Annotated in this window: 13 protein-coding genes and 2 pseudogenes; 7 read left to right on the top strand and 8 right to left on the bottom strand. The window is 72.4% G+C overall.

The features are described from left to right. Positions 1-504, bottom strand: a pseudogene (locus tag ACGFMK_RS48180) (hypothetical protein); the annotation flags it as partial. A 640-nt stretch (positions 505-1,144) separates the two neighbouring features. Continuing rightward, a complete protein-coding gene (locus tag ACGFMK_RS48175; RefSeq protein WP_392778550.1) occupies positions 1,145-1,327 on the bottom strand; it encodes a hypothetical protein in 183 nt (60 codons plus the stop codon). Between ACGFMK_RS48175 and ACGFMK_RS48170 the strand changes: the two genes are divergently transcribed. After that, entirely contained in the window at positions 1,311-1,574 is a 264-nt protein-coding gene (locus ACGFMK_RS48170) for an MFS transporter (protein WP_392778547.1), read from the top strand. The two genes, ACGFMK_RS48175 and ACGFMK_RS48170, sit on opposite strands and share 17 nt — an antisense overlap. On the opposite strand, the gene ACGFMK_RS48165 is transcribed toward ACGFMK_RS48170, so the two are convergent. From ACGFMK_RS48165 to ACGFMK_RS48155, 3 genes are read right to left on the bottom strand one after another with little or no spacing between them, the layout of a single operon-like run. Continuing rightward, on the bottom strand, positions 1,549-2,058 hold the full coding sequence (locus ACGFMK_RS48165) for an AAA family ATPase (RefSeq protein ID WP_392778544.1): 510 nt from the start codon (positions 2,056-2,058) through the stop codon (positions 1,549-1,551). The genes ACGFMK_RS48170 and ACGFMK_RS48165 overlap by 26 nt on opposite strands. A gap of 20 nt (positions 2,059-2,078) precedes the next feature. Continuing rightward, positions 2,079-2,552, bottom strand: coding sequence for a hypothetical protein (locus ACGFMK_RS48160; RefSeq protein WP_392778542.1), 474 nt, complete (start codon positions 2,550-2,552; stop codon positions 2,079-2,081). 24 nt (positions 2,553-2,576) lie between these two features. Next, positions 2,577-3,197, bottom strand: coding sequence for a sigma-70 family RNA polymerase sigma factor (locus tag ACGFMK_RS48155; protein ID WP_392778539.1), 621 nt, complete (start codon positions 3,195-3,197; stop codon positions 2,577-2,579). 245 nt (positions 3,198-3,442) lie between these two features. Here ACGFMK_RS48155 and ACGFMK_RS48150 point away from each other — a divergent pair, with 245 nt between their 5' ends. The 4 genes from ACGFMK_RS48150 to ACGFMK_RS48135 all read left to right on the top strand — a co-directional run bounded on the left by ACGFMK_RS48150 (position 3,443) and on the right by ACGFMK_RS48135 (position 6,750). Then, entirely contained in the window at positions 3,443-3,862 is a 420-nt protein-coding gene (locus ACGFMK_RS48150) for a pyridoxamine 5'-phosphate oxidase family protein (RefSeq protein WP_392778536.1), read from the top strand. A gap of 149 nt (positions 3,863-4,011) precedes the next feature. After that, positions 4,012-5,544: a GAF domain-containing sensor histidine kinase gene (locus ACGFMK_RS48145; RefSeq protein ID WP_392778556.1), complete on the top strand. Its 1,533-nt coding sequence runs from the start codon at positions 4,012-4,014 to the stop codon at positions 5,542-5,544. Next, positions 5,541-6,200, top strand: a complete 660-nt coding sequence (locus ACGFMK_RS48140) for a response regulator (RefSeq protein ID WP_392778533.1) — start codon at positions 5,541-5,543, stop codon at positions 6,198-6,200. Before ACGFMK_RS48145 ends, ACGFMK_RS48140 begins: the two co-directional genes overlap by 4 nt. Before the next feature lie 118 nt (positions 6,201-6,318). After that, entirely contained in the window at positions 6,319-6,750 is a 432-nt protein-coding gene (locus ACGFMK_RS48135) for a hypothetical protein (protein WP_392778530.1), read from the top strand. Position 6,751: 1 nt separating this feature from the next. Here the strand turns inward: ACGFMK_RS48135 and folE are convergent, their stop codons facing one another. Next, positions 6,752-7,357: a GTP cyclohydrolase I FolE gene (gene folE, locus ACGFMK_RS48130; protein WP_392778553.1), complete on the bottom strand. Its 606-nt coding sequence runs from the start codon at positions 7,355-7,357 to the stop codon at positions 6,752-6,754. Between the two features lie 105 nt (positions 7,358-7,462). Between folE and ACGFMK_RS48125 the strand changes: the two genes are divergently transcribed. Beyond that, positions 7,463-8,116 (top strand): helix-turn-helix transcriptional regulator, encoded by a 654-nt coding sequence (locus tag ACGFMK_RS48125; protein ID WP_392778527.1) that lies wholly within the window; start codon positions 7,463-7,465, stop codon positions 8,114-8,116. Here the strand turns inward: ACGFMK_RS48125 and ACGFMK_RS48120 are convergent. Beyond that, positions 8,113-8,844: a sulfite exporter TauE/SafE family protein gene (locus tag ACGFMK_RS48120; RefSeq protein WP_392778524.1), complete on the bottom strand. Its 732-nt coding sequence runs from the start codon at positions 8,842-8,844 to the stop codon at positions 8,113-8,115. The two genes, ACGFMK_RS48125 and ACGFMK_RS48120, sit on opposite strands and share 4 nt — an antisense overlap. A gap of 159 nt (positions 8,845-9,003) precedes the next feature. On the opposite strand from ACGFMK_RS48120, the gene ACGFMK_RS48115 reads away from it, so the two are divergent. Then, positions 9,004-9,915, top strand: coding sequence for a hypothetical protein (locus ACGFMK_RS48115; RefSeq protein ID WP_392778521.1), 912 nt, complete (start codon positions 9,004-9,006; stop codon positions 9,913-9,915). Positions 9,916-9,925: 10 nt separating this feature from the next. Here the strand turns inward: ACGFMK_RS48115 and ACGFMK_RS48110 are convergent. Beyond that, positions 9,926-10,446, bottom strand: a pseudogene (locus ACGFMK_RS48110) (DNA-3-methyladenine glycosylase 2 family protein); the annotation flags it as partial.

Raw genomic sequence — 10,446 nt, 5'->3', positions numbered from 1 at the left:
CCGCTCGGCGTCCGGCGCCTTCGCGGGCGGGTTTTCCGCGGCCGCCTTCTCCTCGTCGCCGGTGTCGATGCGGACGACCGGCCAGAAGTAGGCGGACTTGTCGCCGTTGCGGCAGGTGGTGCCGGCCTTGACGAGGCTCTTGTTGTTGGAGTCGGCGTTGGTGGAGAGGTTGCCGACGTAGTCGTGCAGGTGCTGGGCGCCGTTCTTGACACCGGGCTGCGCGATGAAGTTGTCCGGGTTGAAGTGGCCGTTCTCGTTGCGGCCGCAGTCGACGGTGAACGTGCCCGTCGACGCGCCGTAGACCGGGCGCGGGTCGAACTGGTTGGGCTGCACCTTCAGGATGTCGACGAAGAGAGCGGGATCGACTTCGTCGGCACTGGCCTGGCCGGTGTTGCCGGTCGTGGTGGCGACGACGATGCCGCCGACGGCGATCGCGAGCGCGAGACCGCCGGTGGCGATCTTCGTTCTGCGGGAAATGCGATGCCGTCCTTGGGTGCGGGACATGGATCCTCCGGGTCGGGCTGGCGGGAAAACGCGACACTGACCGGTACGAGCCCAGGGGCGTACCCATCAGGAAAGACGTCGGCAGGGAAGGAACGAAGCCCGGCCGGCCCACTGACCCGACATCAGTGGACGCGGGTGGTCACCTGCCCGTGACCACGCCGTCGACCGGGTGGTTATCGTTCCGTTATGGACGCTACACCGGGGTTTGACACCGGGCAAGAAGGTCTTTCCGGTAATCACGAACCGTCAGGTCCGGTTTCCGTTTCCGTAATCGGACGCGCCGGTGAATGGTCCCCAAAAATGGTCGAAGAATGGCGCGCGCGAAATAGGCGTGCACGAATCGCGTCCGCGGCGGCTCGCGGGTGCGTCACGCGCGGTAGTCGTGCGTGTACGCTGGTTGCGCTCTCAAGTACTGGGTGACGGCGGTCATCCTGGGCCCCTGACCGGGTGGTTGTCCAGCATCCGGGGGTGTGTCGAAACCCGCGGAAATTTCTTTGAACCGATCCGAACCGGCAGCCGTATCCCTCAGTGAAGCGGCTCGAATGCCCACCGGCCGCGGCCGGTGGAGATACCCCGGCCCGCGCGTTCAAAGGGCGTCTCCGCATTTGGCGACCCCCGTGTTCGCCGCCTGCTCGCGGATTCAGCGCAACGCGGCCGGAACGGCGGGAATCGCCGCGAGTGCCGACCCGAGCTGGTGCCCGACCGCGATCGCCACCTGGTCCCGCAGTTGCGCCGGCTTGCCGACGTCGATGCCGTAGCGGTGGAAGCAGCCGCCGAGGCCACCCAGCGCCGCGTCGAACCGGTGGATGCCGAGGCCGGGCACCTTCCCGACGGCATTGCGCTCGACGGCGTCGAGCGGCACGTATTCGCTGTCGCGCCTGGCGAGCGGCGCGATGCCGTTCGTGCTGGTGCCGCTGCTGGACTCGTCCGGCGCGACGACGTTGTTCCTGGTCGTCGCCGGGGCCCTGGTGGTGGTCGCCCTGGACGTCGCGCTCCTCGGCCCGCGCACCACCGGCCGCCGGCTGGAGAGCCTCAACGACGACGTCAAGGTCGGGCAGCCGACGCGATGATCGCGGCCGCCTCGCCGGCCGACCGCGCTGCGGTGTCGACGACGAGGCGCTCCCGGGTCCACGGCTCGTACTCGCGGTCGACGATCTGCTGCCACGTCGGCGGAACGTGGCCGGGGATGCCGGTGTCGCGGGTTTCCGCGCGGCGCCGGTGTTCCGCCGGGTCGGAACAGACGATCTCGGTCTCCAGGACCCGCGCGCCGCAGGCGGTTCCGGTGTCCCGCCAGGCGTCCCGGGTGATCGCCAGCGGGTTCACGCACTCGGCGATCACGCTGACGCCGGTCCGCAGCAGGTCCGCGGCGACGGCGTAGGCGACGACGTACCCGACCGGCCCCACCGGGTCGCGCAGCGGCGTGCTGCGGACGATCGCCTGCTCGATCGTGTCGACGCGCAGGTAGGAGAACCCGGTGCGGCGGGCCAGTTCGGTCGCGACGGTGGTCTTCCCGGACGCCGGCAGCCCGCCGACGACGATCAGCAGCGGAGGCACCCGGGCATGATCGCACGCCCTCAGTCCGGGGTGTGCCCGCCGAGCCGCCGCCAGTGCTCGACCAGTTCGGGCCGCACCGGGGCCGCCAGCACCTCGGCGAGGTCGGCTTCGGCCTTCCGGGCCACGTTTTCGATGGTCTCCCGCGCCCGCTCGTCGAGCTGCGCACCCCATTCGTACGACCCGGGGTAGAGCTGCTCGACCACCCGCATGCTTGCGCTCTCGCCGAGTTCCGCGCGGGCCTGGTCGAGCACGGCCTGGTTGCGCCGCAGCTCGTCGGCCCGGCCCAGGTCCAGGGTGTGCCGGACGTCCAGGACGATGCCGGTGCCCGACGGCACGCCGTGCCGGAGGGCGATCCGCAGCAGGTCGCCGGTGAAGCCGTGCTCCTCGGCGGGCGCCCACACCAGCGCGTCCAGCTCGGCCGGGCCGAGCCGGATCGTGTCACCGGGCGCGGCGCACCAGGTCACCGTGGCCGGCGGGCAGAGTCGGTAGAGCATCCGGGGTCCTGTCGGGGGAAGGGGTTACGAAGCGGATTTCGCCCGCAGGTTGCGCCGGAGGGTCGAGAGGGCCCGGTGCTGGGCGACCCGGACCGCGCCCGCGCTGCTCAGCCCCACCGCCACCGCCGTCTCCTCGGCCGTCATGCCCAGGATGATGCGCAGCACCAGGATCTCGCGCTGGCGCGGCGGGAGCGTGTCGAGCAGGCCGGACGACCAGTCGAGCGCGGCCGAGCGCTCGACCTCGTCCCCCGTGGGGTCGGTGGCCTCCGCGCCCTCGCTGCGTCCGGCGGGTGGCTCCGCGACCGGGCTGGTGCGGTCGCGGGCGCGGCGGCGGTGGAAGTCGGAGACCTTGTGCCCGGCGATGCCGAAGACGAACGGCAGGAACCCGTCGAGCTCGTACTTGTAGCCGGGCAGCGCGCGGACGACCGCGAGCAGCACGTCCTGGGCGCAGTCCTCGGCGTCGGACGAGCCGTCCTGCCAGCTGCCGAGCCGGCCGAGGCAGTAGCGGAACACGATCGGCCGCAGCTCGCGCAGCAGTCCCGCCACTGCGGCCCGGTTGCCGCCGACGGCCAGCCGGACGAGCGCGGTGTCGAGGGAGAACGTCGCCGTGGGTGGGGTGTCGCCCCCGGCGGGTTGCGGCGGCATCGGCCTCACTCTCCCCTCGGACACAGGTCGGCAACGGACGGTGAGAACCGTAGGTCGCGGAGCGTGTCCGCCACACGTGCCGGGCGCCCGTGCGGACCCGGGTCTTTCGGCACTGGCGGACGGCGCCGGCACCTGTGTTTCGTACCCGGGGTGGCCGCGGGTGGGTCCAACGGCCCTACCGGCGGCCCGTCGTTACGGATCACGCTGGTGGCCGGGGTTTTTCACAGGAGAAGCACAGGGACGAGATGGCTGATGATGTGGGCTTCGGGCTGTTGCTCGACCGGGCGCAGTGCCTCGCGCTGCTGCGCACGGCGAGCCTCGGCCGGGTGATCTTCACCCACCGCGCGATGCCCGCCGTCCGCCCGGTGCGGTTCACCGTCGTCCGGGAAGCCGCGGGGGAGTCCATTGTGTTCGCCGTGCCCGACGGCAGCCCGCTCTACGCCGGCGCGCGGGGCGCCGTCGTCGCGTTCGAAGCCGACGAGTTCGCCGAGGACCTCGGCGCCGGCTGGTTCGTCAGCCTGCTCGGCCAGGCGGGGGAGTTCCCGGACGCCTCGGCCGCGGAAATCGCCTGCCTGTGCCCCTGTCCCTCGGTTACGGGGCGCCGTTTTCTGCGGATCCCGGTCGAGACCATCACCGGTCACCGCATGGTTTGTGCTGCCGAGTAACAAGGCCACGTCACCCAACGACCCACCGGATGGACGAACCGGCATGGGCCGACACGGGCAGTCACCTGTGGGACCCTTGACGGCCCGGGGATACCCCCGGGAGTGGGCGACGCCAGCGGAGTCAACGGGAAGTGGCGGACGAAATCGGCATGCCGGCGATCCTGGCCGCGGTGGCCGGGATCGCGCGGGAGCTGGAGATGCCCGCGTTGCTGCAGCGCGCGGTGACGACGGTGTGCGACCTGGTCGGCGCGCGCCACGGCCGGCTCGAGGTCACCGGACCCGACGGCGGGGTGGCCGAGCACGGCCGGCCCGCGGACGGCGGCGGCAGTGGCGGCAGTGGCGATAACGGGGTCGTCGAGATCCCGGTGCGCGCCGGGCCCAAGATCTTCGGCACGTTCCGGATCGAACCCGGCGAAGACGGCCTCGGCGGCCGGCGCCGCGAGGTGCTGGGCGCGCTGACCGCCGCGACCGGGATGGCCGTCGAGAAGGCGCTGCTCGTCGACGGGATGCGCCGCCGCGAACGCTGGCTCGAAGCCTCCTACGACGTCACCAAGGCGCTGATCGGCTCCCAGGGCCTGCGCGAGACGCTGCGGCTGATCGCCGAACGCGCCCGCGTCGTGGCCGGCGGCACCGGCGGGGCGATCGCGCTGCCCGCGGGACCGGGCCTGCTGGTGTTCGACGTCGTCGAGCCGCCGGGGGAGGACTCCGAGCGGCTCACCGGGCTGACCATCCCGACCGAGGGCACCGCGACCGGGATCGCGTTCACCACCCGCCGTCCGATCGTGGTGCGGGACTACGGCGAGCATGTCCAGAAGGAGCAGCGCGACCGCGCCGGGCCGATGCCCGCGATGATCAAGGACCTGGACTCGGCGATCTCGGTGCCGCTGATCGTCGGCGAGGAGACCCTCGGGGTGCTGCTCGTGGCGAAGTTCCGCGACCGCTCGCCGTTCACCGACGCCGACGTCCAGCTGGCCGAGACGTTCGCCGGGCACGCCGCGCTGGCCGTCGAGTTCTCCCGGGCACAGGAGGCCCGGCAGCAGCTCGCGGTCTTCGAGGACCGCGACCGGATCGCGCGCGACCTGCACGACCTGGTGATCCAGCGGCTGTTCGCGACCGGGCTCGGGCTCGAGGGCGTCAGCAGGCTGATCGCCGACCCGGGGGTCGCGGCGCGGGTCGCCGGGTTCGCCCAGGACCTCGACGGGACGATCCGCGAGATCCGCAACAGCATCTTTTCGCTGCAGGCACCCGCGCAGGCGCAGGGGAGCCTGCGCGCCGAGCTGCTGCGGGTGGCGGTCGACGCCCGGGACACGCTGGGCTTCGAACCGCGTGTCGGCTTCGACGGGCCGCTGGACGCCGCGGTGCCGGACGCGGTCCGCTCCGACCTGATCGCGTCGCTGCGGGAAGCGCTGACGAACGTCGCGCGGCACGCCGGGGCGACGTCGTGCTCGGTCGAGGTCATCGTGGACGGGCTCGGCACGCGGCTGAGCCTGGTGGTGCGCGACGACGGGACCGGGCCGCCCGAGGGACCCGGGCGGGTCAGCGGGCTCGCCAACCTGGCGGCCCGCGCGGAACGGTGGGGTGGCGGCTGCGTGCTGCGGCCCGCCGACGGGGGCGGGTCCCGGCTGGAATGGACCGCCGAACTGCCGGCACGGATCGCCGGCGGACAGGGGAATGGACGATGACGATTGCGGTGTTCCTGCTCGACGACCACGAACTGGTCCGGACAGGGCTGAAGACCGTCTTCGAGTCCGAGGAGGACATCGAGGTGGTCGGGGAGGCGGGCACGGCCGCCGAGGCGCTGGTCCGGATCCCGCAGGTCCGCCCGGACGTGGCCATCCTCGACGTCCGGCTGCCCGACGGCCAGGGCGTGGAGGTGTGCCGCGAGATCCGCTCGACGGTCGAGCCGCCGCCCGCCTGCCTGATGCTGACGTCCTATTCGGACGACGACGCCCTCTTCGGCGCCATCATGGCCGGCGCGGCCGGGTACATGCTCAAGCAGGTCTCCGGGCGCTCGCTGATCGACGCCGTCCGCACGGTCGCCGTGGGCGGCTCGCTGCTGGACGCCACGCTCACCGCGTCCGTCATGAACCGGTTGAGGGGTGAGACGGCTTCGGCACCGGATCCGCGGTACGAGCAGCTCAGCCCGCAGGAGCGGCGGGTGCTCGACCTGGTGGCCGAGGGCCTGACCAACCGGCAGATCGCCGAGCGGCTGTTCCTGGCGGAGAAGACCGTCAAGAACTACGTCTCGTCGGTGCTGCACAAGCTCGGCGTCGAGCGGCGGACGTCGGCGGCGGTGTACGTTTCGCAGCGGCGGAACGAACCCGGGCGTTCGGGCTGATTCACCGGCCAGTCGGGCGAAAACCGGTGGGGCATCCGACGTATCTGGCCACGGATGGAGTACACCTGTCGGGTGACCGCACGGGCCGCACGGACCTGTCGCGGGTGGAGGGGACGGCATGTCGGGGTTTTCGAGCGGGGACTACGTCACGCAGCAGATCCACGCGCTCGCGAAAGCGGTGCGCGAGGAAGGGGCCGGTGGCGTCGGGGCCCACAGCTTCCAGCTGGCCGAGCACCTGGCCGCGGAAGGAGGCGTCCACCGCGGCGACATCCTGACCGCGACCGCGACGCTGCTGGCGATGACGGCGTGGTGTGACGGCGCGGCCGACGCGGCGCTGCGGTTCGCGGAGCTGGCGGGCGAGTGCGACGAGGATTCTCGCGAGCTGGTCACGCACCTGCTCCGCCTGGAGATCGGGGCCGACCAGGGCTGGCTGCCGGAGGCCCAGGTGGAAGCGCTGCTGGAGTACGCGCGCCGCGCCCGGCGCAGCGACCTGGTCACCCGGGTGCAGGCGATCGAAACCGGCCCGGGCGGGCGCCACCGCCGGAACTGACTCAGGCGTTGATCCCCGTCAGGGCGAAGAACTCCTGACGGGTCTTGGGTTCTTCGCGCAGCAGGCCGTGCAGCGACGAGGTGACGGTGAGCGCGCCGCTCGCCCGGACACCGCGCAGCGACATGCAGAGGTGCTCGGCCTCGATCACCACGCCGACGCCCTTGGGCGCCAGGTGCTCCTGCAGCCAGTCGGCGACCTGCTTGGTCAGCCGCTCCTGCACCTGCAGGTCGCGCGCGAACAGCTCGACGACCCGGGCGAGCTTCGACAGGCCGAGGATCCGCTCGCCCGGGAGGTAGCCCACGTGCGCGACCCCGCGGAAGGGCAGCAGGTGGTGCTCGCACAGGGACTGCACCGGGATGCTCTTGGCCAGCACGAGCTCGTCGTAACCCTCGTCGTTGGGGAACGTCGTGAGCTTGAAGTCCCGCGGCCGCAGCATCTCCGCGTAGGCGTTCGCCACCCGCCGCGGGGTGTCGCCGAGGTGCTCCGACGTCGGGTCCTTGCCCAGGGCGCGCAGCAGGTCGGCGACGGCGCGCTCGGCCGCGTGGAGGTCGAAGTCGTCGCGGTCGGGGACGACGCCGAGGTGCCGGAGGGGTACCGGCTCGCTCATGGGTTCGACGGTCACGGGGTGCCCCTTCCTTCTAAAACCAAGTCGTACCGACGTTAGAAGGCCGCCCGGGTTTTCGTCAACGGTTATTTGTTTTAGAGTGCGGTGATGGACGAACCCCAGGCCGGTGCGCTGGCCGCGGTCGCCGCTCTCGACGAGCCCACCCGCCGCCGGCTGTACGACTACGTCGTCCGTCAACCCGCGCCGGTGAGCCGCGACGACGTCGCCGCGGCCCTGAGTGTGCCCCGGGCGACCGTCGCGTTCCACCTCGACCGCCTGGTGGACGCCCAGCTCCTCGCCGTCGGGCACGAACGCCGCACGGGCCGCACCGGCCCGGGTGCCGGCCGCCCGGCCAAGCTCTACCGCCGCTCGGACCGGCAGGTGACGGTTTCCCTGCCGGACCGCGACTACGAGCTGGCCGGGCACCTCCTGGCGACGGCGGTGGAGGAGGCCGGCGAGAGCGGTGGTTCGCCACGGGAGATCCTGGCGCTGCGGGCGCGCGAACTGGGTCGGGAGCGGGGCGCCGCGGCGTCCGACGTCGTCACCGTCCTCGAGGCGCACGGGTTCGAGCCCCGGGCCGGGGACAGTGCGGTGGATCTGGGGAACTGCCCGTTCCACCGGCTGGCCCGGGCCCACCCGGGGCTGGTCTGCGAGATGAGCCTGGCCCTGGTGGAGGGCATGCTGGCCGGCGCCGGTCCGGAGGGGTTGACCGCACGCCTCGACCCGCGGCCGGGACTGTGCTGCGTGCGCCTGACGTCCTAACTCCTGGCCGCCAAGACGAACAGGAACGCGCCGAAGACGACCAGCGCCGCCGACACGACCCGGTGAAGGTGCTGCTGCCGCAGGCGTTGCGCCAGGTACGTGCCGAGCAGCGCGCCGAACCCGGCCAGCACGCCCAGCAGCGTGCCGAGTCCGAAGTGGACGGACCCGTGCGAGGCGTAGCCGAGTGTCGCGAAGCCGACGAGCGGCAGCTGGATCAGCTGTCCGGCCGCGACGGTGGTCAGCGCGGGCACGCCGAGCGCCAGCAGCGCCGGGACGAGCAACACCGGACCGCCGGTCCCGGTCAGCGCCGAACCGAACCCGACGACCACGCCGATCCCGATGGTGGCGGCGACGGGCAGGTCCTCCCGCACCCGGGAGGTCTTCGCGCGGAACCACAGGTTGTAGGCGCCGGACCCGGCGGTCACCACGGCCAGCACCAGCCACAGCACGGCGGCCGGGAGCAGCCCGTTGACCAGCGCCCCGCCGACCGCGGCGGGCGCGGCCCCGAGGGTGAGCAGGCCACCGAACCGCCAGGGCATCGCCTGCCGGCGGGCGTACCCGAGGGTGCCGACGATCCCGGTGAACAGGAACGCCCAGCTGCTGGTCCCGGCCGCGGCGTGGACGTCGAGCCCGCCGAGCCAGGTCAGCGCGGGCGGCAGCAGCACCCCGCCGACCCCGACGGTCCCGATGAGCACGCCCACCGGCAACGCGATCAGCAGAACGGCCAACACGGTCCGCCCGGGGAGGAAGTCACGCCCCGACGGTAGTACGACAGGGTTTCGAAGCTGGTCGAAACCCTCCGCATCCCGCACGGGATTGTGCTTGGCTGCAGTTGACAACGGGATTCACCCAGGGGGTTTCCAATGAGAGTTCGTCGAAGAGTCTCCGTGCTTCTGGCCGCCGGGGTGCTGGCGTTGGGCGCCGTACCGGCCCAGGCGAGCGCGGCCACCTCGGTCGCCGAGCCGACCGTGACGTCGGCCGAGTACCCCGACGACGGTGCCTGGCACCCGGGTGCCGGCGTGCCGGGCTCGTTCACCTTCGGCGCCAACGGTGATGACGCGGTAGTCGGGTTCTTCTACGGGAACACCGACCCGGCCGGCACCTTCGTGGCGGCGGATCACCCCGGCGGGTCGGCGACGGTTTCCTACACGCCGCAGGCTTCCGGCCCGCAGGACCTCTACGTGGCGAGCGTCGACACCGCGGGCAACCGGTCGCCCCAGCACATCCACCACTTCTACGTGCAGTCGACCGAGCCCCTGGTCAACGCGCCCAGGGAAACCGGTGTCGGGGTTCCGGCCGAGGTCCGCTTCTCGCCCGGCATGGCCGATGTCGTCTCGTACACCTACCTGGTCGACAACGGGCCCGAGACCACCGTCGCGGCCTCCGCCGACGGAACCGCGACCGCGAACGTCGTCACGGCGAACCTGGGCTTCCACACGCTCAAGGTGCGGAGCACGACCAGCACGGGGTTGACGTCCGGCACCGCGAGCAGGAGCTACACGGCCAGTGACGCTCCTCTGGTGGCGAGCACCGACTACCCGGACTCGGTGAGCAGCGGAGGCGCCGGCGTCCCCGGCACCTTCACCTTGACCCCGCGCACGCCGGGCGTCGTCGAGTACGTCTACTACTTCAATGAGGACTGGGACAACCCGACCGTGGTCCCGGCGGACGCCGACGGCCGGGCGAGCTTCACCTTCACCCCCGACGCGTCGGGTTTCTACCCCATCCGGGTCTACAGCCGGACCGCCGGCGGCACCGGGTCGAACCTCGGCCGCGACTATTACATCGTGGTGAAGTAGAGAGCGTCGTTCACGCCGCGGCCAGCAGGTGGGCCGCGGCGTGGGCGGGCCACCTCGTGGCCCCCGGCGTCCCGAGCCGCCGGATCGCCGTCCGCAGAGCCGGATCACTGCTGGGGAACGCATCCCGTACTCCCAGTCGGAACGCCAGGTCGTGGCGCAGGTCGTCGCCGAGGCCAGGCACGGCTTCGAGGGCGCCCAAGCTGGTTCCGTCGCCCAGCGCCGGGTGGTCCGCGACCTCCGCCAGCGCCGCGATCGCGGCCGCGCCCGGCACTTCGAGGTCGTGCAGGGCCGGCGCCGTCAACGCGCTCGCCGGCGGGAAGGTGTGCGTGAGCCCGCCGGGCAGGCCGGGCACCGGCGTTCCCAGTGACTCCACGACGGTCCGGAGCCCGGCGGCACCCGCCAGCGCCCGGACGCCGACCTCCAGCGCACTCCACGTCCCCGGGACGACGAGACCGGGACGCGCCCGGACCAGCGGGCCCAGCACGGGATGGGCCGCGAGGTCGGCGACCGCCGGGCCCGGGTCGACGTCGG

This window comes from Amycolatopsis sp. NPDC049252 (assembly GCF_043197175.1).
GTDB lineage: Bacteria > Actinomycetota > Actinomycetes > Mycobacteriales > Pseudonocardiaceae > Amycolatopsis.
This window is presented reverse-complemented; position numbering and strand designations above follow the sequence as displayed.

What these genes read in the sequence shown, in the direction of transcription:
- ACGFMK_RS48170 (WP_392778547.1), top strand. Translation starts at nt 1,311, where the DNA reads ATGCCGAGGCCGGGCACCTTCCCGACGGCATTGCGCTCGACGGCGTCG.
- ACGFMK_RS48160 (WP_392778542.1), bottom strand. Translation starts at nt 2,552, where the DNA reads ATGCTCTACCGACTCTGCCCGCCGGCCACGGTGACCTGGTGCGCCGCG.
- ACGFMK_RS48155 (WP_392778539.1), bottom strand. Translation starts at nt 3,197, where the DNA reads ATGCCGCCGCAACCCGCCGGGGGCGACACCCCACCCACGGCGACGTTC.
- ACGFMK_RS48150 (WP_392778536.1), top strand. Translation starts at nt 3,443, where the DNA reads ATGGCTGATGATGTGGGCTTCGGGCTGTTGCTCGACCGGGCGCAGTGC.
- ACGFMK_RS48145 (WP_392778556.1), top strand. Translation starts at nt 4,012, where the DNA reads ATGCCGGCGATCCTGGCCGCGGTGGCCGGGATCGCGCGGGAGCTGGAG.
- ACGFMK_RS48140 (WP_392778533.1), top strand. Translation starts at nt 5,541, where the DNA reads ATGACGATTGCGGTGTTCCTGCTCGACGACCACGAACTGGTCCGGACA.
- ACGFMK_RS48135 (WP_392778530.1), top strand. Translation starts at nt 6,319, where the DNA reads ATGTCGGGGTTTTCGAGCGGGGACTACGTCACGCAGCAGATCCACGCG.
- folE (WP_392778553.1), bottom strand. Translation starts at nt 7,357, where the DNA reads ATGAGCGAGCCGGTACCCCTCCGGCACCTCGGCGTCGTCCCCGACCGC.
- ACGFMK_RS48125 (WP_392778527.1), top strand. Translation starts at nt 7,463, where the DNA reads ATGGACGAACCCCAGGCCGGTGCGCTGGCCGCGGTCGCCGCTCTCGAC.